The sequence below is a fragment of the Sphingomonas sp. LaA6.9 genome (assembly GCF_022601895.1).
Classification (GTDB): domain Bacteria; phylum Pseudomonadota; class Alphaproteobacteria; order Sphingomonadales; family Sphingomonadaceae; genus Sphingobium_A.
Genome location: NZ_JAKVIO010000002.1, coordinates 196,619 through 220,605, shown reverse-complemented (window position 1 = coordinate 220,605; position 23,987 = coordinate 196,619). Strand labels below are relative to the sequence as shown.

Sequence of the window (23,987 nt, the reverse complement as noted above, 5' to 3'; positions counted from 1 at the left end):
CGTCACGATCATCTTCGACGCGCGCTTCGTCCGCGTGCCCACGAGCTCGGTCAGCGAATCCGAAGGCAAGCTGGTGACGAGCCTCGACTACGCCACGGTGCGCAAGATCAAGTAAGATCGGGCACGCCCACGAAAAAGGGCCGGCGCCTTGCGGTGTCGGCCCTTTTTCTTTGCCCGTGGCTGAAGCTCAGCGCGTGAGCTTCTTGTAGGTCATGCGGTGCGGACGATCGGCCTCGTCGCCCAGGCGACGGCGCTTGTCTTCCTCATAGGCCTCGAAATTGCCCTCGAACCATTCGACATGGCTGTCGCCTTCAAAGGCGAGGATGTGCGTGGCGAGCCGGTCGAGGAAGAAGCGATCGTGGCTGATGACCACCGCGCAGCCCGCAAAGCTCTCCAGCGCCTCTTCGAGCGCGCGCAGCGTCTCGACGTCGAGGTCGTTGGTCGGTTCGTCGAGCAGCAGCACGTTGCCGCCCTGACGCAGCATCTTGGCCATGTGGACGCGGTTGCGTTCACCGCCCGAGAGCTGGCCGACATTCTTCTGCTGGTCCGAACCCTTGAAGTTGAACGCACCGACATAGGCGCGGCTCGCCACGTCGTGCTTGCCGAAGGTGAAGATGTCGACGCCGTCGGACACTTCCTGCCAGACATTGTTCTTGGGGTTGAGCGCATCGCGGCTCTGGTCGACATAGCCGAGCTTCACCGTGGGGCCGATCTTGAGTTCGCCGCCGTCGGGCTGTTCCTGACCGGTGATCAGCTTGAACAGCGTGGTCTTGCCCGCGCCGTTGGGGCCGATGACGCCGACGATGCCGCCCGGGGGCAGGTTGAAGTCGAGATTCTCGAAGAGCAGTTTGTCGCCATAAGCCTTGGTCAGCCCCTTGGCTTCGATCACGCTGCTACCCAGACGCTCGGGCGTCTGGATAAGGATCTGCGCCTTGCCGGGTGCGCGATTGGCCTGTTTTTCGACGAGTTCGTCGAACGCCTTGATACGCGCCTTGGACTTGGTCTGGCGGGCCTTGGGCGACTGGCGGATCCACTCCAGCTCGTCCCTGATCGCCTTCTGGCGACCGGCCTCCTCGCGGCCCTCCTGCTCCATGCGCTTCGCCTTGGCTTCGAGCCATGCCGAATAGTTACCCTCGAAGGGAAGGCCCTTGCCGCGGTCGATTTCGAGCACCCAGCCCACGACATTGTCGAGGAAGTAGCGATCGTGGGTGACGAGGATGACGTTGCCGGCATAGTCGACAAGGTGCTTCTCGAGCCACTGGACGCTTTCGGCGTCGAGGTGGTTGGTCGGTTCGTCGAGCAGCAGAATGTCGGGCTTCTCGAGCAGCAGGCGGCACAGCGCGATGCGGCGCTTCTCACCGCCCGAAAGGCTCTCGACGCTCCAGTCGCCCGGCGGGCAACGCAGCGCTTCCATCGCGATCTCGAGCTGGTTGTCGAGCGTCCAGCCATCGACCGCGTCGATCTTTTCCTGCAACTCGCCCATTTCCTCCATGAGCTTGTCGAAATCGACGTCCTCCGGCGGATCGGCCATCAGGTTGGAGATTTCGTTGAAGCGATCGACGAGGTCCGCGACGGGGCGGACGCCGTCCATCACGTTCTCCTTGACGGTCTTCTTCGGATCGAGCTGCGGTTCCTGCGCCAGATAGCCGACACGGATATTCTCGCCGGGCCACGCCTCGCCCGAGAACTCCTTGTCGTAACCCGCCATGATCTTCATCAGCGTCGACTTACCGGCGCCGTTCACGCCGATGATCGCGATCTTGGTGCCCGGATAGAATTGCAGGTTGATGTTATCGAGCACGGGCTTGGGCTGACCGGGGAAGGTCTTGGTCAGGCCCTTCATCACAAAACTGTACTGCGCGGCCATCGGCACGTGACTCCGTCTTTAAATCGAATGCGGCTGAAATTCGCGCGACGCCCTAGCCGAGCGCCCGCTGCTTGGCAAATATGGGGATGTGGACGCGCGAGTCCAGAGCGCTGCGCAGTCGATAAATGCAAGGCCGTGATCGATAAGGAAAAAGCGTGTTCCCTGTCGCGCGCGGAATGTTAGAGCGTCACCGCCCCATAGTCGTCATTCGGAAAGCAATCCCATGAAAAAGTTTGTACTTCTGGCGTCCGCAATTCCTTCGCTCGCATTCGCCGCCCCCGATCGCACCGCCGATCTGCGCGACGCGGCGCTCAAGGACGACATTGCATGGGATATCACCGAAGGCCTGACCACCGAGATCGGCCAGCGCATGGCCGGCACCGAGGCCGAGGCGCGCGCGCGTGACTGGGCGGTGATGAAGCTGAAGGCGCTCGGGTTCAGCAACGTCCGGGTCGAGCCTTTCGACATGCCGGTCTGGGTACGCGGTGAAGAGAAAGCGGAAATCACGCTGCCCTACCCTCAGCCGCTCGTCCTCGCCGCCCTGGGCAACAGCGGCGCGACGCCCGAGACGGGTCTCGAAGCTGATGTCGTCTACTTTCCCAGCTTCGACGCGCTGAAAGCCGCACCTGACAGCGCCGTGAAGGACAAGATCGTCTTCGTCAGCCATGCGATGAAGCCCACGCAGGACGGTTCGGGCTATGGCCATTACGGCCAGGCGCGTTTTACCGGCCCCAATGTCGCGGCCAAGAAAGGCGCCGCGGCAATCGTCATCCGCTCGATCGGCACGGACAGTCATCGCAACCCGCATACCGGCAACACCAGTTTCGAGGCGGGCGTCGCGCCGATTCCGGCGGCGGCGCTCTCCAACCCCGACGCCGACAATCTCGAACGCATCTTCGCGCGCAAGAAGGCGGTGCGGATGAAACTCACGCTCACCCCGCGCAACATCGGCGTGCGTCCGTCGGGCAATGTCATCGCCGAAGTGCCGGGCAGCGATCCCGATGCCGGAATCGTGCTGATCGGCGGCCATCTCGACAGCTGGGATCTGGGCACCGGAGCCATCGACGATGCCGCGGGTGTCGCGATCACGGCCGCAGCGGCCAAGCGCATCATGGATTCAGGGCGCCCCCGGCGGACCATTCGCCTTGTGTGGTTCGGTGCCGAGGAGATCGGCGTGCTTGGCGGCAAGGCCTATTTCGAACGCCACAAGGACGACAATCACGCCATTGCCGCCGAGTCCGACTTCGGCGCAGACCGGATCTGGCGCTTCGAAACGAAGCTGCCCGATAGCGCAAAGGCTGTTGCGGACAGACTGGCTAACGCACTGTTTCCACTCGGTATTGTTCGTGGTTCCGGGGCTGCCGGCGGTGGCGCCGACGTGGGTCCCGTCATCCGTGCAGGCGTGTCGGCCATCGATCTCAATCAGGATGGCACGCGCTATTTCGACCTGCATCACACCCCCGACGACACGCTCGACAAGGTCGACCCGAAAGCGCTTCGGCAGAACGTCGCGGCATGGACGGCGATGCTCTCGGTGGTCGCCGATGCGCCCGAGAATATTTCGACCCGTCGACCGTAAACTTCAATTTATCGTTGACGGTACAGGATTCGCCGCTATCTGAAGGGCTCGCGAACGGCACACGGGCCGGTACGCGAAATTTTTTTGCTTGGGAGCAAATCGAATGAAAAAAGTCACTTTCGTTCTCGCTGCCGCCGGCCTGATGACCCTGGCCGCCTGCGGTGAAAAGCCTGCTGAAAACGCTGTCGAAAACGCTGTCGAGAACGTCGAAGCCGCTGCTGAGAACGTCGAAGCCGCTGCTGAGAACGTGACCGCTGACACCGCGAATGCGGCCGTCAACGCGACCGAGAACGCTGCGAACGCGGTGGACAACGCTGCGAACGCCGTCGAGAACGCGACGACCAACGCACAGTAATTTGCTCCCCCTGCGTCGCCTCGTGCGGCCAGGGCGCAAAAAGCAAAACGGGCGATCCTCACGGATCGTCCGTTTTCTTTTGTCTACCGAATTGGTCGGTGAGTCGCGGATCAGCCCGAAAAACTGGGAAAAATCCGACGTCGTTTTCCTCCAATCCAAATCTTTCACGTTGCTCTAATTCTGTTTCCACGGCGTCAATATCCTGGCCGCCGTACAGGGTCGCCTCATCCGTTTCGGGAGGGGCTTGAAGATGGAACACGCAAGCTGTGAAAGACTGACAGCGCGCGAGTGCGAGGTGTTGCAGCTGGTGTCGCACGGGCTATCGGCAAAGGCGATCGCGCGGCTCATGGCGATCGCGCCGCGCACGGTGGAACGGCACATCGACAATCTTCGTCTGAAGGTCGGCGCACGCAACCGCACGCACATGATCGCACGCGCCTGCGCGCGCGGACTGCTGGTCATAACCCAGAAGACCCACGGCGCACCGACGCTGACGCCGGGTACGCCGGAACTGGCCATGATTTCAGCATGATTTTGAAGATGGTCGGGGAGATAGGATTCGAACCTACGGCCCCCTGGTCCCAAACCAGGTGCGCTACCAGACTGCGCCACTCCCCGACGCCGAGGCCCTCTATCCCTTAAAGGGGCGGCTTGCCAAGCAGAATGCGCAGGCCAGAACGATTTGACGCGAACAGGGCGGCGGTGAAGCTGTCTGGGCCGCTAAAATGTGCGCTGATCGCGACATGAGCGGCGTTGCTCTGTGCCGTTGCGCTGGTGGGCCCGGCAGGACTCGAACCCGCAACCTAGCCGTTATGAGCGGCCAGCTCTAACCATTGAGCTACAGGCCCCGCCATGCGCGCGCCCGCGATAGCGGAGGGATGTCGCGCATTGCAAGGCCATTACGGCGTGCGCTGGCGATTGGCAGCCATCGCCTCGACGAAATCTGCCGCGCGCGACGGAGGGACGCCGAGCGTATCGAACAATCCGATCACCGCATCCCACCAGCGGTAGAACGCGTCCAGATCAGCGGCATTGCGCACATAATCCGTATGACCCGGCTCGAGTGAGGGCGAATGGAAGGAGAGGCTGAAGACCTTGCACCCCTCCCCCGCCAGCACACGGATCGCTTCCTGCGCTTCCGCCGCCGAAACGCCTTCCGGCGTCAGCGGAATGCGCGCGAAGATGCCGGTATGTGCGAGAAATCCGCGCAGATGCGCCTGGATCCCGGCAAGCCGGTTCAGCCTGCGGCCGAAGCCGCGCATCGCGCCGACATAGGCGGTCGTCAGCGGGAGCGCGAGAAGATCTCCGCTCGGGCCGGCCCAGAAAGGCGCTGACCCGTATCCGGTGAAATCGGGCCCGCCCTCGCCGCTATAGTCGAAGCCCGCGCGCACCGAGACGTCGAGCCGATAGCCAAGCTCTTCAAGGATTGCGGCGCTGTTCGCACCGATCCCGTAACGGCCCGCGCGGTAGGTCGACGGGGCCTGGCCGAATCGTTCGACGATACGCTGGGTGAGTCGCGTGATCTTGGCGCGCTCCAGCGACGCGGGAAGGTTTCCCGCAAAACTGTTGGCGGGCGTCAGCGCTTCGTCGAAGGGCGGACCGACCCAGGGATGGAGCTGCGCGCCGATCGCGCATGCGCCGCGCTCAAGAACCGGGCGGAGGACCTCCACCGCGGCGTCGCTGTCCGCGATCGGGTGGTCGACGAGATAGGTCGGGGCGATGCCGGCATCCTCGAAGACCTTCTGCATCGCGGGGATGGCATGGACGTGTCGCGTGCCATGACCGTCACGGCTGAGCGGTGCGCGCCAGTCGAATTCCTCTTCGGTGTCGACGAACACCATGAATCGCGGCGCATCGCCGTCGGGGTAGCGCGCGATCATGGCCTCTGGCGGCGGAATGTCGATCCGGCCCGCGCCCGTCGCGGCGCGGCCTGCGTCACCTGGCGGCAAGACGCTCAGCCATTGCCTTCACCCGTCCCCACACTGCGCGCCGCGCCCGGCAGGATCAGCGCAAAGCTGTCGCTGCGAATGGCGAAGCGCCCGCCCGCAGCCTCGGCGAGATTGCGGACGAGGCGCAGCGCAAAGCCGAGCCCGAGCAGTGGCGCGTCGGGCCAGTCGCCGTCGGGACTGTAACCCGGATCGAGCAGCGCGCGCTCCTCCTGATCGACCAGCGCTTTCGGCCGTGCGACGCTCAGTGTGACCTGGCCACGTGCCTCAGTCGCCAGTCGGATCGTCAATGCCTCGCCACGGCCCGAGACCGCGATCACCGCCGATAGCAGGCGCGAGAACATGCGTTCGAGCGCGATCGGATCGACCGTCATCTCGGGGAGGTCGGCCGCCACCGCCAGATCGAGCGAGACGTGACGCTCTCCCGTCAGCGGAGCGAGTTCGACGCAGATGCGCGAGAGCAGGCCGGCGCCATCGACATGGCTGCTGCGCAGCCTGAGCGCGTTGCTGTCGACGCGTGCCGCGGTATCGAGGTCGTCGACCGCGCCGAGCAGCTTGCGCGCCTCGCTCACGATATCGATCGCCCGCGCGCGGTAATCCTGCGCGGCGGGGCCGAGCATCTGGCCGTCGATCATCTCCGCAAAGCCCATGATCGCATTGAGCGGGGTGCGCAGTTCATGGACGAGCTGGCGGAGCGATTCGGGACGCAGTGCGGAGCCATAAAGCCCCTGCGAAGCGGCGCTGCGTGCAACCTCGTCGACGCGTGGGCGTCGCGCTGTGCCGCGATAGCCCGTGAACCGCCCGTCATGCGCGTTGAAGAAAGGCACTGCCGAGATGCGCCATTCGCCGGCCACTTCACCTGTGCCGGGGATCGTCAGGCGCGCATCGCGAAAGGGGGCGCGCCGGCGAAACGCACCCGCGGCATATCCATCAACGCCGTGATCGGGCCGGTCCGCGGGCGTTGCGATCGACACCCCCACCAAAGGTCCGCGCGGCGCCCCGTCGATCCAGATCAGCACGCCGTCGGCGCCGGTTTCGAAACGGAAATTTTCGGCACGCGTCTCGGTTGCCGGAGCCGCGCGTGGCTCCAGGGTTTTTTGGGCAGGGCGATGACGACGATACGCCTCGATCCGGTTCACCAGTTCGCGAATCTGCACGCCGCCACCCATTGGCGCTTCCATCTCGGCCGGCGTTTCGACCGGCGGCATGATCTCCCCGCGCTTGGGCTTGCTCGCGGAAACGGGTTCGGGAGCCGCGATGACGCGATCCGCGGGGCCGAAACTTTCGAGCGCGCGCACCGTCTCGGGGTCGAGATCGTTACGGTGCCGCAGCAGCGCGCGGACGGGCACGGGCAGGCGCGGCAGCAACGCGCGCCATTCCACGGGGCTCAGCTGGACACTACGCGCTAGCGGCGCACAGACTGCCAGCGCATCGCTGGCGAAATAAGCGAACAGCGCTGCGGGGATGGGTCTGCCCACCAGCGATTCAGCGGCAAGACGCCGCCGCTCGACGGGCACGACGGCCCGCCACTTGCGGAGCACGACATAGAGAGCGTTGGGATCTTCGGAATCACCGCGCCGCTGGGCGGCGAGATCGACCAGCTGGTTCCAGGCGACCGCGCGCGCCTCGGGGCTTGCGCCGACCCGCGCAATCACCGTGGCGGCCATGTCGTCGAAGCGCAAAGCTGTCTCCTGTGGGTGGCTTGATCGCACTCGATAGCCAAGCCGGGCCGGGATAGGAAGCATTGAATCTGACACGTCGCAATGTGGGACAATTGCATTCCATCGTAATTAAATTATAAGCCGATGCAGTTTTGAGTATGGATGTTCGCTAACATGGCCCAATTGACCATCGACGATATTGACCGACAGATCCTCGCGCACCTCCAGTCGGATGGGCGCATGACCAATGTCGAACTTGCCTCGAAAATCGGGCTGACCGCCCCGCCCTGCCTTCGTCGCGTACGCAGTCTCGAGGATGCGGGTGTGATTCAGGGCTATAATGCCCGGCTCGATCAAGCCGCGCTCGGCTATGGCATCACGATCTTCGCGATGGTCAGCCTCAAGAGCCAGGCCGAGGCCGATCTCCAGGCGTTCGAAAAGCACATCGCCGATCTGGCCGAGGTGCGCGAGTGCCACATGCTCAATGGCGAGATCGATTTTCTGCTCAAGATCGTCGCCAGGGACCTGCAGAGCTTTCAGGATTTCCTGACGTCCAAGCTGACGCCCGCACCCAATGTGTCGAGCGTCAAGACGTCGCTGACGATCCGCCGCTCCAAATTCCAGCCCGGCGTTCCGCTCGAGGGCGAAGTCTAGGACGCACGTCATTCCAACGAAAAGGGCGGCGGAGCTTGTGCCCCGCCGCCCTTTTCTGTTGATGCGATATCCGATCAGGCCGCCGGTGCGGCGCCCTGATTGAGCCAGGTCAGCCAGAACTGCGCGATACCCGTGCGCGCGCCCTTGACGGTGGTGAAAACCTTCTTGGCTTCTTCCTTCTGGCCCGACAGCGCAAGTGCGATGCCAAGGCGCGTGTTGACCTCATCGGCGTCGACGCCGCCCTTGGTGAGCGCGGTCTGGAGCAGCGGAACCGCCTTGGCATATTCGCCATAGCCAAGATACGCGTTGCCCGTTCCTGCGGCGAGCACGCCATTGGGCGCGGATCCGGCGCGCTTCTCTTCAGTGGCGAGGCTCGCCTTGTCGGCGCTGACCTTGCCCGAAACCTCGGTATAGAGCTCGTTGATGCTCCGGTTCGAGGTCGCGCCCTTCGACTTCAGCAGATCGATCGCGGTCTTGGCTTCGCCCGGCAGACCATCCTGATTGGCGACATAGGCATAGTCATAATAGTCGCGCTCGCCGGCGAGCGAGTTGGTCGCGCGCATCAGGCGGAACACGTCGAGCTCGACCTTGCGGCCCAGATTGCCGCTGTCGCGGTAGAGCACGAGCGCCTGGCGCCAGTTTTCCGGCGTCGGATAGGCGGCGAGCTGCATGGACGACCACCGCGCCGTCGCCGGGATGTCCTTGCTCTTGTACGCCTGGCTGATGCCGAATGCGTACCAGTCGGCGGGAACCGCCTGGCCCGAAGCCTTTTGCCCGGCAATTGCCTTTTCCAGCGCGGCAAGCGCCTGGGGCGCCTTGTTCTGCTTCGAATAGAGCTGGGCCTGCGTCAGGTGCAGTTCGGTCGTGTCATATCCAGCCGCGGCGGCCGCGCCGAGTGCGGTTTCCGCCTTGGCCAGGTCATTGGCCTGATATGCGAATTTGCCCAGATAGAACTGGAACTTGGCGGATTCGGAGGCGGGCACGAGCCCGGTGGCGAGCATGTTGTCGATCGCCTTCGACTGTTCCTTGGCGTTCTGCGTCTTGACCGCCGCGTCGAGCCGGTACTGGTTCAACACATATTTTTCATCGGGCGTGGTGGCCGACGCCTCGATGCCCGCAATTGCGGTGAGCGCGCCGGCATAGTCGCCCGCCTTGGAGGCGGCGTCGACAGGAGCCATCGCGGCGCGGAATTCCTTGCTCAGCTTAAGCTGGGGGCCCTTGCTGGCAGCTTCCTTTTCTTTCTTGTCCTTCTGCGCCTGCGCGGGAACCGCGGCCATCATCGAGACCGAACCAAGCGCGAGCGCGAGACCGAGCGTCGCCTTCGAAACCACCTTCATCGATCAATTCTCCTGCTGCAACCGAGGCTTCGCGTTCTGCACGCGCGTTAACGCGTGCCTAGTCGCGCGCGACCCGACACACAAGCCTCACAACCACCCGCCTGCTTTGTGGTTCCCGCGCTGAACCGCGCTTTAACGATTTTGGCGCGGTATAGCTTTGACCTCTTCGGGGGCTTTGCGCTAGCGGGCCCCGATGCTTGCCTTTCTGTCCCCCGCCAAGACGCTTGATTACAAGTCGGCAATCCCGCCCTTCGCCGAAACTTTGCCCCGTTTCGAGACCGAATCGATGATTCTCGCAGGCGCCGCGTCGGAACTTTCGGCGGCACGGTTGCAGGCAATCATGGACATCTCGGAGAATCTCGCGGTGCTCAACGCCGAGCGCTACGCGAATTTCGAAAATCTGCCCACCCGCCCCGCGCTCTTTGCGTTCGCGGGCGACGTATATACCGGTTTCGAAGCGAAGAGCCTGCCCGCAGAGGCCATCACCTTCGCGCAGGATCGCATCCGCATCCTCTCGGGGCTCTACGGCCTGCTGCGCCCGCTCGACGGCATCCGCCCCTATCGCCTCGAAATGGGGACGCGCTGGGCGCCCGCGACCGGCGATCTCTACGGTTTCTGGGGCAATCGCATCGCGGACCTCGCGGTCGCTGACCTTGCCACCGAAGGCCACGACACGATCATCAATCTGGCCAGCCAGGAATATTGGGGCGCGGTCAAGAATCGGCTGCCCGAACATGTTCGCGTCATCACCGTCGATTTTCGCGAAATCGGGCCCAATGGCGACCTGCGTTTCAACAGTTTCGCCGCCAAGCGCGCGCGCGGCATGATGGCGCGCTACCTGTGCGAACATCGACTGACCGATCCGGAAGCGCTGAAGGGCTTCGACAGCGACGGCTATGCCTTTGATCCCGAAGGCACCGAAGGCGACGTCTGGCGTTTCATCCGCCGATGAACGCGTCGGCCGTCGTTATCGGCGCATCGGGCAGGATCGGCGCGGCGACCGAGGCGGCCCTGATTGACGAAGGCGCGTATGGCCGCGTCTATGGTTTTGCGCGCAGCCGGAGCGGCGTGGATCATCTCGATATTCTCGACGAACACAGCATCGCGGCCGCAGCCTTACGTGTCGCCGCGGGGCCCGCGCCTTCGCTCGTGATCGTCGCCACGGGATATCGTGCTTCTGCCGAGGCCTCGGTTGCCGATCTCGATCGTGACCGGATGGCGGAGGGCTTCGCCGTCAACGCGATCGGCCCCGCACTTGTTGCAAAGCATTTCCTGCCGCTGCTGGAAAAGAGCGGCACGCCGGTATTCGCGATGCTGTCCGCGCGCGACGCGAGCCTGACCGACAACCGCCTCGGCGGCGCTTATGGCTATCGCGCATCCAAGGCGGCGCTCAACATGCTGGCGAAGACGCTGGCGATCGAGAGCACGCGCAGCGGCCAGCGCGCGGCGATCGTCGCGATCGATCCGGGAACGGGGCCCGACCCCGAGCGTACTGCGTTGCAGCTCCTCGATGCGATCGAGGGTTTGGGCATCCGCGACAGCGGCAAGTTCCTTTCCTGGGACGGCACCGAGATCGCGCCCTGACAGCAGCGTTCTCGCGCACGCGTACGCGCGCATGCGCGTGCGCGAGGGCTGGAAATGATTTCGCCCATGCTCTAGAGATGGTCGATCAACGGATTCACTTTCTGAAAGCAGCACTTTGAGCACCGACGAGACACTGCTCGCCGATCCTTCGGACATTACGCCCATCAACATCGTCGATGAGATGAAGTCGAGCTATCTCGACTACGCCATGTCGGTGATCGTCAGCCGCGCGCTTCCCGACGTGCGCGATGGCCTCAAGCCCGTGCATCGCCGCATCCTCTATGCGTGCCACGAGGCGGGCTATGTCGCGGGGCGGCCCTATCGCAAGTGCAGCCGCATCGTCGGCGACGTCATGGGTAAATATCACCCGCACGGCGACAGCGCGATCTACATGGCTCTGGCGCGTCTCGCGCAGGACTGGTCGATGCGCGTCATGCTCATGGACGGCCAAGGCAATTTCGGCTCGATGGACCCCGACGAGCCCGCCGCGATGCGTTACACCGAGGCGCGTCTCGCCAAGGTCGCCAACAGCCTGCTCGACGATCTCGACAAGGACACCGTCGACTTCACGCCCAACTATGACGCGTCGGAAAGCGAGCCGCAGGTGCTCCCCGCGCGCTTCCCCAACCTGCTCGTCAATGGCGCGGGCGGCATCGCGGTCGGCATGGCGACCAACATTCCGCCGCACAATCTCGGCGAAGTCATCGCGGGCTGCCTTGCGATGATGGAAAATCCGGCGATCACGACCGAGGAACTGATCGGGATCATCCCCGGCCCCGACTTCCCGACGGGCGCCACGATCCTCGGCCAGGCGGGTGCGCGCAGCGCCTATCATACCGGCCGTGGCTCGATCATCGTGCGCTCCAAATATGATGTCGAGGAAGGCCGCGGCGATCGTCGCTCGATCGTGCTGACCGAGATCCCCTATCAGACCGGCAAGTCCGGGCTCGTCGAAAAGATCGCCGAGGCCGCCAAGGACAAGCGGATCGAGGGCATCAGCGACATCCGCGACGAATCGAACCGTCTGGGCGTGCGCATCGTCATCGACCTGAAGCGCGACGCGACCCCCGAGGTCGTGCTCAACCAGCTCTGGCGCCACACGCCTGCGCAGTCGAGCTTTCCCGCGAACATGCTCGCGATCCGCGGCGGCCGCCCCGAGACGCTGGCGCTGAGGGACATCATCGAATCCTTCGTGAAGTTCCGCGAGGAGGTGATCACTCGCCGTTCGAAGTTCGAGCTGAAAAAGGCACGCGAGCGCGCGCATATCTTGCTCGGCCTCGTCATCGCGGTCACCAATCTCGATGAAGTCGTCCGCATCATCCGCGGATCGTCGAGCCCTGCCGAGGCGCGCGCCGCGCTGCTCGCGCGCGAGTGGCCCGTCGCCGAGATCGCGCCCTATATCAAGCTCGTCGAGGCCGTCGAGCATGAGGTCGAGGGCGATACCTATCAGCTCTCCGACCTGCAGGTCCGCGCGATTCTCGACCTGCGCCTCCACCGCCTGACCGCACTCGGCCGCGACGAGATCGGCGGCGAACTCCAGACGCTCGCCTCGAGCATCGCCGAACTGCTCGCGATCCTCGCCGACCGCGTGAAGCTCTATGCGGTGATGCGCGAGGAGCTCGAGGCGGTGCGCGACGAATTCGCGACCCCGCGCAAGACCATCATCGCCCCCGCTGCCGACGGCATCGACGACGAGGACCTGATCGAGCGCGAGGAGATGGTCGTCACCGTGACCATGCAGGGCTATATCAAGCGCACCACGCTCGATACGTTCCGCGCTCAGGCGCGTGGCGGCAAGGGCCGCGCAGGCATGGCGACCAAGGAAGAGGACGTCGTCACCAACCTGTTCGTCACCAGCACGCACACGCCGGTGCTGTTCTTCTCGACGCACGGCAAGGTCTACCGCATGAAGGTGTGGCGCCTGCCCGAAGGCGGGCCCGCGACGCGCGGGCGTCCGCTCATCAACCTGTTGCCGCTCGCCGAGGGTGAGACGATCTCGACCGTGCTCCCGCTGCCCGAGGACGAGGACGAATGGGGCAAGCTCCACGTCATGTTCGCGACCGCCAAGGGTTCGGTGCGCCGCAACTCGATGGACGCGTTCACCAACATCCCCTCGAACGGCAAGATCGCCATGAAGTTCGAGGGCGAAGACGAGGATGACCGCCTGATAGGCGTCGCGCTGCTCGAGGAGAATGACGACGTCCTCCTCGCGACGCGACAGGGCAAGGCGATCCGCTTCCCCGGCGACGATGTGCGCGAATTCCAGAGCCGCAACTCGACGGGTGTGCGCGGCATCAGGCTTGGTGCGGGCGATGAGGTGATCTCGCTCTCGATCCTGCACCGCGCGGGCGTGAAGGATCAGGAGGAGCGCGAGGATTATCTGCGCTTCGCACCCTGGAAGGCCGAAAAGGAAGGTGCTCCCCAGATGGCGGCCGAACGCTTCGCCGAGCTGGCAGAGCGCGAGCAGTTCATCCTCACGGTCTGCACCAACGGCTATGGCAAGCTGTCGTCGGCCTATGAGTATCGCCGCACGGGCCGCGGTGGTCAGGGCATCACCAATATCGACAATATCGCACGCAACGGCCTCGTCGTCGCGAGCTTCCCCGCCGAGCGCAGCGACCAGCTGATGCTCGTCACCGATCAGGCCAAGCTGATCCGCATGGGTCTGGATTCGCTCAGGGTCATCGGGCGCAACAGCGCGGGCGTGCGCCTGTTCAACGTCGCCGACAACGAGCATGTCGTCTCGGCCGCGAAGATCGCTGACAGCGGTGAGGAGGACGTGGCGGAGGACGGTGTCGACGCAGAGCTCGGCGAAGCACCTGCCAGTGAAGCATGAACTCACTGGATCCGCTCATCCTGAGGAACCGCTGAGCGAAGCCGAAGCGGTGTCTCGAAGGACAACGCGACGTGCCTTCGAGACGAGGCTTCGCCGGGCTCAGCCTCTCCTCAGGCTGAGCGGCGAATTATGATGAGCGACTTCGCCTACAAGATCCTGACCGAGGATCAATGGACCGAGTTCCAGGCCGCAGACGTGTTCAGGGGCGCGCCCGTGGATCTGGCGGACGGCTATATCCACATGTCGACGGCCGAACAGGTCGCCGAGACGGCGGCAAGGCATTTCGCAGGACAGTCCGGCCTGGTCCTTGCGAAAGTCGACCTGACCCGGCTTGGCGATGCCGTGAAATGGGAACTCTCGCGCGGCGGACAATTGTTTCCGCATCTCTACGGCGACCTGCCGATGAGCGCGATCGTCGAGGCGGCGGAGATGCCGACGCTCTGATCCGGGACGCTCCCTGCAAGCGACGGAGCAGGGACCACTCCGACAAAGTGGCGTGCCACATCGGCTCAAGCTATGCTGAAGCCCCCCCGGGGTGGAGGCCTTGCAGCATGGCGAAGCTCGTCTTTGGAATGAACCAGTCGCTGGACGGCTATGTCGATCACATGGCGTTTGCGCCAGGCCCCGCGCTCTTCCGTCATTTCATCGAGCAGGCGCGCGAGCAGGCGGGCAGCGTGTACGGTCGCAGCTTGTACGAGGTCATGCGCTATTGGGACGATGATCATCCCGAGTGGGGTGCCGACGAACGCGACTTCGCGGAGGCGTGGCGGAACCAGCCGAAATGGGTCGTGTCGCGCTCGCTGAAGTCAGTCGGTCCCAACGCCACCCTCGTCGGAGATGACTTCGAGGCGGTGATACGCGGGCTGAAGGCTGAACTCGACGGGGAGTTTGAAGTCGGCGGACCGGACCTGGCACGAAGCCTGACCGACCTTGGCCTTATCGATGCGTATCGAATTTACCTCCACCCGGTCGTGCTGGGCCACGGCAAGCCATTCTTCGCCGCCCCGCGGCCGCGGCTCCGCCTCGTGGCCAGCGATCGAATGGACGAGGACGTGATCAGGTTGACCTACGTTCCTGCCTGATCGCGACGCCGGATCCACCGCTTCTATCGGCGGAATATTGCTCCGTGATGTCCGGAAAGTCTTGGCGAGCGGAGGTCGAGCGCAACGTGCTCCCCTCCCTGCAAGGGAGGGGCTGGGGGTGGGTAGCGAGCGGAGCGAGCCCCTCTAAAGCCCGTGTTTTGATCGCCTAACGGCGATACCCACCCCTAACCCCTCCCTTGCAGGGAGGGGCAAAGAAGCCGGCGTTTGCCGACCGGCAGGTTTCAGAAACAAAGGCCCGTCCTCGCCGATTTCTGTCAGGCGGACGAGTCGTCAATGAGGGAAATCGCTTGCGTCGGGCACTGGTCGGCCGCCCGGCGCACCAGCTCCTCGAGTTCCGGCGGCACCTCGCTGACCAGCACGGTGGCGTAGCCGTCGTCGTGCAGTTCGAACACCTCGGGGCAGATCCCCACGCAGATCCCGAAACCGGCGCACAGGTCCGTGTCGACGCGGACTTTCATCTTGCGACAGCCTCCACCGGGTCGAACTCGATGGCGATGTGCGTCAATCCGCGCAGGATGAAGGTCGGCAGATAGCTGTAGCGTCGCGCGCCAGCCGGCCCGTGGACCTTCTCGTCGATGCGAATGTCGCTGGTCCGGTCGAACATGCGGTTGAGCGCGACGACCGTCTCGGCGCGCGCAAGCGGCGCGCCGGGACAGGCATGGCGGCCCGCGCCGAATGCGACATGCAGCCGCGCGTTCTTCCGGTCCAGCTCGAACTCGCCGGGGTTTTCGAACTTGCGCGAATCCCGGTTGGCGGCGCTGTTGGAGATATAGAGGAACGTGCCCGCCGGAATATCGACGCCACCCAGGCTCGTCGGCTTTTTCGCCAGTCGGAAGTCGCCCTTCACCGGTCCCTCGATCCGCAGGCATTCCTCGACGAAATTGGGGATGAGGCTGCGATCCGCGCGAAGGCGTTGCTGAATGTCGGGGCGCTCGCCGATCACCTTGAAGGCGTAGCTCAGCAGTCGCACCGTGGTTTCCTGTCCGGCGGAGAACAGGTTGGCGGCAACCCGGGCGACCTCGATCGGCTCCGGCACCCCGCCGCCGGGGAAGGTGGCTTTGGCGAGTCCGGTAAGGACGTCCTCTCTCGGATTGCGCCTGCGGTCTTCGATATAGGCCGAGAATTTATCGTAGAGAAAGACCAGCGGCCCGTGCGTGACTTCGCCGTCCGTGCCGCCGACCACGGCTCCGCCACTCTCCTGCTCCACGCGTATGAGGTGCTTGCGGAACTCTACCCGATCCTCGGGCGGCACGCCCAGCAGGTCGGATACGACGAGTACGGCGAAGGGCTGGGCGAAGGCGTCCATGAACTCGCACGCGCCACGCGAAAGGAAGGTGTCGATCTGTTCGTCGGCCAGCTTCCACATGAAGTCCTCATTTTCCTTGAGGCGCTTCGGGGTGATGAGCGACATCAGCAACGCCCGGTGGGCGGTGTGCTCCGGCGGATCCATGGTCGGGAGCTGATCGCTGAACGGCGTCTGGTCGCGATATTCTTCAATCAGCTCGGAAATATCGTCGTTTTCGCGTCCCGCCAGCGGAATGGGGCAGCCCGCGAACGGTCCCGTCGTCGACATGCAGGAGGAAAAGCGCGCGGGATCGTTATAAACCTCGAGCGCTTCGTTGTAGCCCGTTACCATGACGATGCCCTGATGCGGCTCACGAACGACCGGAGACTGGTCTCTCAGGTAATCGAAATAGGCGTACGGATCGTTGATGAACCGGTCGCTGCGGAAGAAATCATGCGCTTCAAACTCGTTGGGCGTGTCGTTCATGTTCTCTCCTTTGGCGCGCCGCCGGCATATTCACGGTTCACAATCGGCTGAAAGCCGACCCGGCGTATAACAATATCGCCGCGCATCGGCCACGAGTCCGCCCCGGATACAAATGCTCATCGCCCCAACGATCCACGCTGGTCGCTGACGGTCGCCCGGATGAAGAGGCAAGGGGCGGCAGCTTTTGGGAAAGGCCGCAATCATCCGGTTTCGAGGGCGATAGCGTCCGAGATGTCGGGGGAAGCAGTCATCAAGCACAGCGTGCTCCCCTCTCTGCAAGGGAGGGGCAGAGAAGCCGGCGTTTCCGGCCAGTCCGGCTTGGTGTTCGTCATCGCCGCCGCCGATGACCGAAAAGTCGTGGTGTCCGGACAGTCCGGTATTAGGGCGTGAAGGTGTGCAGGCTGCCTTTCGAAGCCGCCACCTACGCCTCATCCTTGCGCGATGCTCGGCGCATTGCTCGCCAATAAGCGGCGAAGCAAACAGTTACGATGCATACAGCCCAAATCGCACTGAGCCAAAACCACGCATGCCATAGGGTGCTACGCGACAAGCCGAGTTGATCGGAAATTGCAACAACCGAGAACGGGGCAAGAGCCAAAAGCAAGAACTTCGCGTCTGCGCGCTCCGACTTTGAGAAGCCGGCAATTCGCTGCCCGGCTGTTTTCCGCTTCATCATCTGAAGCAGCGCGGTTTCCTGCTGCTTCGACCAACGATCAAGTAACCTGACAAAAGCGCGAACCGGTCCAACCATCAGGATGGTATGGCGGCAAAGGCATAAGTCCGCAATATTGGGCAGGTCGTAACCGTCCGCTTCCCTCTCATCGCGGTTGCCAGTTGGATGGCAGGAAAGTCGTCGCTTCACGACACGGCGTGAAAGTAATGAACGGATATGAGCTTTTCGCTTGTCGCGGATAAGAGCCGCTGGTCCGGAATCCACGCCAAAGCAGATCTTCTGCTTCACCCTGAAGTCGACATTCGCCCCTTTCACGCATAGCTTGCGGCAGTGCTCTTGCGGTGGTGGCCGCGATCGAGGGGATGACCATGCGCGATGCGATCAGGATACTGGCCCTCACCAGCCTGCTCGCGGCCTGCGCGGCCCAGCCGTCCGCACCCGAACCCGGATCGGTTGGCATGCCCAATCCCGCGGCGGTCCATTGCACGGATCTCGGGGGCAAAGTCGAGATCGTCACGGGGCCGGATGGCGGTCAAACGGGCATCTGCCATCTGCCTGACGGGCGGCAGTGCGAGGAATGGGCGCTGTTTCGCGACAAGACGTGCGTGGCGAAGCCCGAATAAGCCCAATTCCTGGCAGGCCAGCGAGCCGGATGGCTGGTTTGTGCTTCCCAGAACATCGCCATGCCCGCGGTAAAACGGGCATGACGGTGCGGGCTGAGCCTTCTACTTCGTATTGGCGGCGATGACCGCGCGTGCCTCGGCGATCGCGGCGGCCTCGCGCTTCTTGCCCTTGGCCAGATCGTCGGCCAGCCCCATCAGCTTCGGGCCGGTCACCGAGCCGTTTTCGGGCTCCTCTGTGACGGTGACGCCATTGCCCCTGGCAATCGCTTCATCCCAGGCGCTGCGGACCGCGGCCCAATAGCCTTTGGTCTTCGCCCAATATTCGTCGGCTTTGGCGATCTGGAAGCCGGTATCGGTGTCGTAACTGTTGATCACCGTCTCCTGCACCACCGCGGACAATTTGCCGTCGGCAGAGGCCAACTTCATGTTGTCCTGCGTGTGCACCCAGCCCTCGGGCGTCAGTGCGTGGCGATTGACGCCCAGATAGCGGTCATAGACGGGCTTGCGGACGGCGTCGCGGCGCGCGAGTGGTCGCCAGCTCTCCGCACTGGTCCAGCGCGGCGCGCCATAGTCGAGCGTCCAGCGCCCCACCCCGCCATAGCGCGGTGAATCGTCGGTCTGCCACACCGTTTGCGACCACAGGCCCCGGCGCTCCGCCTCGGGCACGGGCTTGAGTGCCCAATGCCCCTTGCCGCGATATTCGAGTACCGTCTCAGGCTCATAGGTCCAGTCCTGGCGCCAGTGCTTGACGAGAAACACCTCGCCGTCATGGCTGATGACGAGGATGTGCTGCAGCCTGATCACGCGGCCGGTATCCTCGATCACGCGCACGACCTCGAACCCGCCCGAGACCTTGGGGTCGATCGGCGTATATTCGGCGCGCCAGGGCACGGTCTCGCGGAAGTCGAAATTGACGTGGAACGTGCCCGCCATGCCGAGGATCGCCTTGCGGTCGGCCTCGAACTTGTCCTGCGTCGCCTCGGTGCGCGCGACGGCGGCGGGGATGGCGGTCATGCTCCCCAGCGCGACGAGTGTCGCGAGCATCACGCCCTGTGTGAACCTCTTCATCAAATACCCCTTTTCGTAGATGCAAATGATTATCAAAAGCGCGCGGTCAGCGAAAGGCTGATATTGCGTCCAGGCTGGGTGAACGCATCGGTGATCGTGCTGCTGGCGCTCAGCCCGCGCACGTCGCTCCACCAGGCATATTTCTTGTCGAGAATGTTGAAGAGCCCCGCGCGCAGCGTGAACGCGTCGGCGATCCGCACGAACGCCGTGGCGTCGAGGATCGTGAAGGCATCGGGGCGGAAGCACGCGGTTGTGCAGATGCTCGCAGGCGCGCCGGCCGCGTTCACGTAAGTCGTGCGGCCAAGTTCCTTGCGCGCCGAATGCGTCATGATGATCTGCCCGCCATAGCGGTCGCCCGGATCGCGCCAGCCTAGCCCCGCGACGAGCTTGAGCGGATCCACGCTCGCCAGCGGCGCGCGCTCGCTGCCTTCGGTCACATCACCCTTTGCGTAGGAAATGGCGAGCTGTCCGGTCAGTCCCCAGTCGGTATTCGCCTCGAGCTTGCCCTCGATGCCCTCGATCTTCGCGCGTGCTAGGTTGATGAACTGGTAGATCAGCGGATCGGCGACAGTGCCTGCACCGCCCACGACCTCCTGGCTGATGAAGTTGCGATATTTGCCGCTGAAGCCGGTGATGCTTGCGAACAGATGATCGGTCGAGAAGCGCACGCCCCCCTCGATCGTCTTGCTCGTCTCGGGCTTGAGGTCGGGATTGGGTTCGGAGCGATAGCCGAACGCCGGGTTCTCGAAGAACTGGTTCACCTGGCTCGGCTCGGGCGCCTTGAAGCCCTGCGCGTAATTGGCGAACAGGCTGACGTCTCCGGCGAGCCAGGCGACCGCGCCGATCTTGGGCGACAGTCGCGATCCGTCCTGCTTCGCCGAGGCGAAGGTCGGGAGCAGCGGATCGTCCTTGGGCGACAGGTCGTAATAATCGAAGCGCAGCGCGGGATAGAGCGTGAAAGCGCCGTCGGCGATCTCGATCGTGTCGGACACATAGACCCCGCCGCGCGTGAAGTCGGTCACCGGAAAGGCGCGCGTCGGATAGGTCTCGCCCGCGGGCGGCACGGTGCCGTCGCGCAGCCCCTCCTGCCGCGTGACCGAGATGTCCGCGCCCCAGGCGACATGGTGCCCCAGCGTGCCGGTCACGAAATCGCTGCGGAAATCGGCCGCCGCGCCATAGACGCGGTTCTCAAAGGTATTGAGGCGTGTCCGGTCTGCCGCGGTGTTGCGATCCTCGGCGGTGAACTGGCGGCTCTCGCCATCCTGCCAGTATGCGGTAACCTGCGCGAAATCGATCGCGCCCTCGCCCTCATGGCGCCAGTCGAGCGCGACGCGCGTCCGTTCGGTGCTGTCGTGCGCCTGAAGGCCGAGCACCGCGGTTCCGGGCAGCACGCCCGAAGGCGGCACGGGCGTGATGCCGCTCAGCACATTCGTGTCGACCGTCGCATCCTGATATTCGCCGGTCAGGCGGATCCGGCTGTTGGCCCCGGTCTCGTACACCAGCTTGCCGAGCAGCGCGTTGGACTCGGTGTCCTGCGGATTGGGCGCGGTGCGCGTCGAATTGGGCGCGTCATTGGTGCCCTTGTTGTCGAGTTCATGCCCATCGCGGCGCGTGTAGGCGATCAGCGCCGACCAGCGACCGGTACGACCCGCGAGGATCGCGGTCTCGGTGAACTCTTCATCCGCGGAATCATAGGCCGCGCGCACGCGCGCCGCATAATCCTTGCCCTCGGCGAGCATGTCCGCGGGATCGCTCGTCGCGAAGCTCACCGCTCCGGCCAGGCCGTCGCTGCCATAAAGCGCGGATGCCGCACCGCGCAGGATCTCGACCGACTTCACGAGGCCGAGATCGACATAGTCGCCGCGCCCCGCGGCCTGCGCGCCGAAGGTGAAGCCGTCGGGTACGCGCACGCCGTCGACCTGGACGAGCACGCGATTGCCGTCGAGCCCGCGAATGTTGAAGCTCGACGCGCCGTCGCGACCTGTCACGCCCAGCGCCGCGCCGAAGCGGCTCGGCTGCTGCCGCACGCTCACGCCCGGCTCGAAGCGCACGAGATCCTTGATGTCCGAGATCATTTCGTCAGCAATTTCTTCCTCGCCCTTCACGGTCACGGTCGCGGGAACGTCCTTCACCTCCTGCGGCGTCCGCGTGGCGGTCACCGTGATGTCGCGCCCCCGCGTCGCGCCTGCTGCATCGACCGCGTCCGCAGCTTCGGGCGCACTCGCCCATGCAGGTGCAGCCAGTGCGCACGCGATGATTGCGGTAAGACGATAGCGATCCATAAATGCCCCATAAATGATAATGCGAGTGAGTCGCACTAGCCTTTAAGGGGCGCATGTCAGGTCCGTCAAGGACACGAAAAAGCGTTCAGGAAAATTCATTACGGTGCTGGCTGACACCGCCGCCTGAGCCAAGAAGGCCGCTGCGCGCCCGATGCCGACCGGCCGAGCGGCTGATGGTTTGTCGATCGTTTATCGAGCGTTGCCGCAGATCCAGCCTGACTCAGCGCGACGGCCGCAGACCTTGTCGCCGGCATTCCCGAGCGGAAGCCGGCGAGCGGGATCCGCCTCGGGATCGGCCGTGCGCAGCGATCTGCTGTACGGCCTCAATCCCGCGCCATCGCCGCCTTCAGCTGCCGCTCGGCGTCGAAATAGTGGTCGTCGGCCACGTCGAAGACGACCTTCTCGATCGTCCCGCCCCTGAAGTCGAACGCCGAGCCGTACTCGCTGCTCACGGCGTCGCCCGCGTCGCGGCCGATCGCCAATCCCTCGCCGCACAGCGCGTAGTGGCCCGACTGGGTGCGGAACTCGCCCTCGGCCACCGCCTTGTCGTCGACATAAAGCGTCATCGTCCCAAAGGTCTCGAGCCTGTCGCTGATCCGCTCCTTGGCGAACTCGACCCCGACGATGTGCCGCCCGTCCTTCGGCGCGTCGCAGGTCAGCCGCTGCTCGGGCGGGATGCCGAGGAAGTTGTAGGCGAACACCAGCTTGCCATCCTTCACGAACAGCGAATAGCCGCCGAAGCGCGAGCCCTGCGCGAAGATCACCCCCTCGGTCTCACCGTTGAACTCGACCTCGGCGAGCGCCTTGAACGAAGCGCCCAGCGTGCGCGCGGCCGAGGCCTCGGGCACCTCGGTGGTTCCGGGATAGTAGGTGTAGCGCCCGCTCTTGAGCGGCTCGGCGTGGAATTCGGCCGCGTGGTACGCTGCGAGGCCCAGGTCGACCAGCGGCAGGACGTTGTTCTTCCTGGCCTCGTCAAGCCACAGCTCCTGCAGCTCCTTCAGCTTCTCCGGATACTCGGCGGCCAAATCGTGCGCCTCGGCGCGATCCTCCTCGGTGTTGAACAGCTCCCACACGTCCTTGCCGAAATTGCCCTGGTCCGACGGGAGCGGGCCGTGCTGGGCAGCGGCCTTCCAGCCCCCGGCCCAGATGCCGCGCGTGCCGGCCATCTCGTAATACTGGACCTGCTTGGTGGTTGGCGCGTCGGCCTGGTCGAAGCTGTACTTCATCGACACGCCCGCCAGCGGCGCCTGCTTCACCCGATCGATCTCCTCGGGCATCGGCACGCCGCAGCATTCCAGGATCGTCGGCACGATGTCGTTGCAGTGGTGGTACTGGTGGCGCACCTCGCCGCGCGCCTTGATCCCGGCTGGCCAGTGGATCACCAGCGGATCGCAGGTCCCCCCGCTGTACGAGGCATAGCGCTTGAACATCTTGTAGGGGCTCGAGAAGGCGACCGCCCAGCCGGTCGGGTAATGGTTGTAGGTGTCGGGCGAGCCGAGCTTGTCGATCATCGCCAGATTGCTTTCCATGTCGTCGGGGTAGCCGTTGAAGAAGCGGTTCTCGTTGACCGATCCGTTGGGGCTTCCCTCGCCCGAGGCTCCGTTGTCGGCGCAGTAGAAGATCAGCGTGTTGTTGAGCTGGCCCGACTCCTCCAGGTAGTCGATCACCCGCCCGATCTGCACGTCGGTGTATTCGGAGAACGCCGCGTAGACCTCGGCCATCCGGCTGAACAGCCGCTTCTCGTCATCGTTGAGCGTATCCCACGGCCGGACGCTGTCCGCCTGGGGCAGTACGCCCTCGGGCAGCGGGTTGATCGGGGTCAGCGCGGTCCCTTGCGGCAGGATCCCGCGCTCGATCATCCGCTCAAGCACCCATGTCCGATAGGCCTCGTAGCCGTCGTCGAACTTGCCCTTGTACTTGTCGATATAATCCTGCGGCGCATGATGCGGCGCGTGGTTCGCACCCGGGCAGTACCACATGTACCACGGCTTTTCCGGATCGGACTGCTTCGTGTCGCGGATGAAGGTGATCGCCTTGTCGGCAATGTCCTTCGAGAAGTGGTAGCCTTCCTCGGGCTGGTACGGCTGGTCGACGAAATGGTTGTCCTCGATGAGTTCGGGATACCACTGGTTGGTCTCACCGCCGATGAAACCGTAGAACCGGTCGTAGCCGAGCCCGAGCGGCCAGGCCTTCTTGCTCGCGCCGATGCTGAACGCGTCGACCGGCACGTTGTGGTTCTTGCCAATCCAGAAGGTACTCCACCCGGCGTTGCGCAGGATATGCGCGATCGTGCCGTTCTCGAGCGGGATGTGCCCGTTGTAGCCCGGAAAGCCCGTCGCGGCCTCGGAGATCGTCCCGAACCCGTTGGCGTGGTGGTTGCGCCCGGTCAGGAAACACGATCGCGTCGGCGAGCACACCGCCGTCGTGTGCCACTGGCTGTAGGTCAGGCCGTTCCTCGCCAGCCGGTCCATCGTTGGCATCGCGATCCGCCCGCCATAGGGGGACCAGGCCGCCTGGCCAGTGTCGTCGTAGAGGATGACCAGCACGTTCGGCGCGCCCTCGGGCGCCTTGTCGGCCAGGAAGGCCGGCCAGTCGGCTTGCGAGTTGCGGACATCGAGCGCGACCTTTCCACGGAATTGACGCGGCAT

At 64.3% G+C, this 23,987-nt stretch carries 20 protein-coding genes and 2 tRNA genes; 10 read left to right on the top strand and 12 right to left on the bottom strand.

Annotated features, from left to right (window positions below):
- Positions 1-187: 187 nt before the first annotated feature.
- Positions 188-1,867, bottom strand: coding sequence for an energy-dependent translational throttle protein EttA (ettA, locus tag MKI88_RS02200; RefSeq protein WP_241629112.1), 1,680 nt, complete (start codon positions 1,865-1,867; stop codon positions 188-190).
- Between the two features lie 223 nt (positions 1,868-2,090).
- Here ettA and MKI88_RS02195 point away from each other — a divergent pair, with 223 nt between their 5' ends.
- From MKI88_RS02195 to MKI88_RS02185, 3 genes are all read left to right on the top strand, one after another.
- Positions 2,091-3,446 carry a M20/M25/M40 family metallo-hydrolase gene (locus MKI88_RS02195; RefSeq protein WP_241629108.1) on the top strand — a complete coding sequence of 452 codons (1,356 nt, stop codon included), beginning with the start codon at positions 2,091-2,093 and terminating at the stop codon, positions 3,444-3,446.
- Positions 3,447-3,549: 103 nt separating this feature from the next.
- The gene (locus MKI88_RS02190; protein ID WP_241629106.1) at positions 3,550-3,801 is read left to right on the top strand and encodes a hypothetical protein; all 252 of its coding nucleotides are present in this window, start codon (positions 3,550-3,552) and stop codon (positions 3,799-3,801) included.
- A gap of 250 nt (positions 3,802-4,051) precedes the next feature.
- The gene (locus MKI88_RS02185) at positions 4,052-4,333 is read left to right on the top strand and encodes a response regulator transcription factor (protein ID WP_241629102.1); all 282 of its coding nucleotides are present in this window, start codon (positions 4,052-4,054) and stop codon (positions 4,331-4,333) included.
- A gap of 9 nt (positions 4,334-4,342) precedes the next feature.
- On the opposite strand, the gene MKI88_RS02180 is transcribed toward MKI88_RS02185, so the two are convergent.
- The 4 genes from MKI88_RS02180 to MKI88_RS02165 all read right to left on the bottom strand — a co-directional run bounded on the left by MKI88_RS02180 (position 4,343) and on the right by MKI88_RS02165 (position 7,429).
- Positions 4,343-4,419: transfer RNA gene (locus MKI88_RS02180), tRNA-Pro, on the bottom strand.
- Positions 4,420-4,573: 154 nt separating this feature from the next.
- Positions 4,574-4,649: transfer RNA gene (locus tag MKI88_RS02175), tRNA-Ile, on the bottom strand.
- 51 nt (positions 4,650-4,700) lie between these two features.
- Positions 4,701-5,750 carry a polysaccharide deacetylase family protein gene (locus MKI88_RS02170; RefSeq protein WP_241629099.1) on the bottom strand — a complete coding sequence of 350 codons (1,050 nt, stop codon included), beginning with the start codon at positions 5,748-5,750 and terminating at the stop codon, positions 4,701-4,703.
- 5 nt (positions 5,751-5,755) lie between these two features.
- The gene (locus MKI88_RS02165) at positions 5,756-7,429 is read right to left on the bottom strand and encodes a HAMP domain-containing sensor histidine kinase (protein WP_241629097.1); all 1,674 of its coding nucleotides are present in this window, start codon (positions 7,427-7,429) and stop codon (positions 5,756-5,758) included.
- Positions 7,430-7,582: 153 nt separating this feature from the next.
- On the opposite strand from MKI88_RS02165, the gene MKI88_RS02160 reads away from it, so the two are divergent.
- The gene (locus MKI88_RS02160; protein ID WP_241629093.1) at positions 7,583-8,062 is read left to right on the top strand and encodes an Lrp/AsnC family transcriptional regulator; all 480 of its coding nucleotides are present in this window, start codon (positions 7,583-7,585) and stop codon (positions 8,060-8,062) included.
- A gap of 74 nt (positions 8,063-8,136) precedes the next feature.
- Here the strand turns inward: MKI88_RS02160 and MKI88_RS02155 are convergent, their stop codons facing one another.
- Positions 8,137-9,399, bottom strand: coding sequence for a hypothetical protein (locus tag MKI88_RS02155; protein WP_241629089.1), 1,263 nt, complete (start codon positions 9,397-9,399; stop codon positions 8,137-8,139).
- A 193-nt stretch (positions 9,400-9,592) separates the two neighbouring features.
- On the opposite strand from MKI88_RS02155, the gene MKI88_RS02150 reads away from it, so the two are divergent.
- The 5 genes from MKI88_RS02150 (at position 9,593) to MKI88_RS02130 (ending at position 14,901) form a co-directional block, all read left to right on the top strand.
- Positions 9,593-10,351 carry a YaaA family protein gene (locus tag MKI88_RS02150; protein ID WP_241629086.1) on the top strand — a complete coding sequence of 253 codons (759 nt, stop codon included), beginning with the start codon at positions 9,593-9,595 and terminating at the stop codon, positions 10,349-10,351.
- The gene (locus tag MKI88_RS02145; protein WP_241629083.1) at positions 10,348-10,983 is read left to right on the top strand and encodes an SDR family oxidoreductase; all 636 of its coding nucleotides are present in this window, start codon (positions 10,348-10,350) and stop codon (positions 10,981-10,983) included. The genes MKI88_RS02150 and MKI88_RS02145 overlap by 4 nt, the downstream gene beginning before the upstream one ends.
- Positions 10,984-11,164: 181 nt before the next feature.
- Positions 11,165-13,819: a DNA gyrase subunit A gene (gene gyrA, locus MKI88_RS02140; protein WP_241629138.1), complete on the top strand. Its 2,655-nt coding sequence runs from the start codon at positions 11,165-11,167 to the stop codon at positions 13,817-13,819.
- Positions 13,820-13,951: 132 nt separating this feature from the next.
- Positions 13,952-14,263 carry a DUF952 domain-containing protein gene (locus MKI88_RS02135; protein WP_241629135.1) on the top strand — a complete coding sequence of 104 codons (312 nt, stop codon included), beginning with the start codon at positions 13,952-13,954 and terminating at the stop codon, positions 14,261-14,263.
- Between the two features lie 107 nt (positions 14,264-14,370).
- Positions 14,371-14,901: a dihydrofolate reductase family protein gene (locus MKI88_RS02130; protein WP_241629080.1), complete on the top strand. Its 531-nt coding sequence runs from the start codon at positions 14,371-14,373 to the stop codon at positions 14,899-14,901.
- A gap of 275 nt (positions 14,902-15,176) precedes the next feature.
- Here MKI88_RS02130 and MKI88_RS02125 read toward each other — a convergent pair whose 3' ends face one another.
- The 3 genes from MKI88_RS02125 to MKI88_RS02115 all read right to left on the bottom strand — a co-directional run bounded on the left by MKI88_RS02125 (position 15,177) and on the right by MKI88_RS02115 (position 17,654).
- A complete protein-coding gene (locus MKI88_RS02125) occupies positions 15,177-15,380 on the bottom strand; it encodes a ferredoxin (RefSeq protein ID WP_241629078.1) in 204 nt (67 codons plus the stop codon).
- Complete coding sequence (locus MKI88_RS02120) at positions 15,377-16,693, bottom strand: cytochrome P450 (protein WP_241629076.1); 1,317 nt, start codon at positions 16,691-16,693, stop codon at positions 15,377-15,379. The genes MKI88_RS02125 and MKI88_RS02120 overlap by 4 nt, the downstream gene beginning before the upstream one ends.
- A 421-nt stretch (positions 16,694-17,114) precedes the next feature.
- A complete protein-coding gene (locus MKI88_RS02115; protein WP_241629072.1) occupies positions 17,115-17,654 on the bottom strand; it encodes a hypothetical protein in 540 nt (179 codons plus the stop codon).
- Positions 17,655-17,734: 80 nt separating this feature from the next.
- Here MKI88_RS02115 and MKI88_RS02110 point away from each other — a divergent pair, with 80 nt between their 5' ends.
- A complete protein-coding gene (locus MKI88_RS02110) occupies positions 17,735-17,989 on the top strand; it encodes a DUF333 domain-containing protein (protein WP_241629069.1) in 255 nt (84 codons plus the stop codon).
- Between the two features lie 102 nt (positions 17,990-18,091).
- Here the strand turns inward: MKI88_RS02110 and MKI88_RS02105 are convergent, their stop codons facing one another.
- The 3 genes from MKI88_RS02105 to MKI88_RS02095 all read right to left on the bottom strand — a co-directional run bounded on the left by MKI88_RS02105 (position 18,092) and on the right by MKI88_RS02095 (position 23,987).
- Entirely contained in the window at positions 18,092-19,057 is a 966-nt protein-coding gene (locus MKI88_RS02105; RefSeq protein ID WP_241629066.1) for a DUF6607 family protein, read from the bottom strand.
- Positions 19,058-19,089: 32 nt separating this feature from the next.
- A complete protein-coding gene (locus tag MKI88_RS02100; RefSeq protein WP_241629063.1) occupies positions 19,090-21,339 on the bottom strand; it encodes a TonB-dependent hemoglobin/transferrin/lactoferrin family receptor in 2,250 nt (749 codons plus the stop codon).
- 323 nt (positions 21,340-21,662) lie between these two features.
- A complete protein-coding gene (locus tag MKI88_RS02095) occupies positions 21,663-23,987 on the bottom strand; it encodes an arylsulfatase (RefSeq protein WP_241629061.1) in 2,325 nt (774 codons plus the stop codon).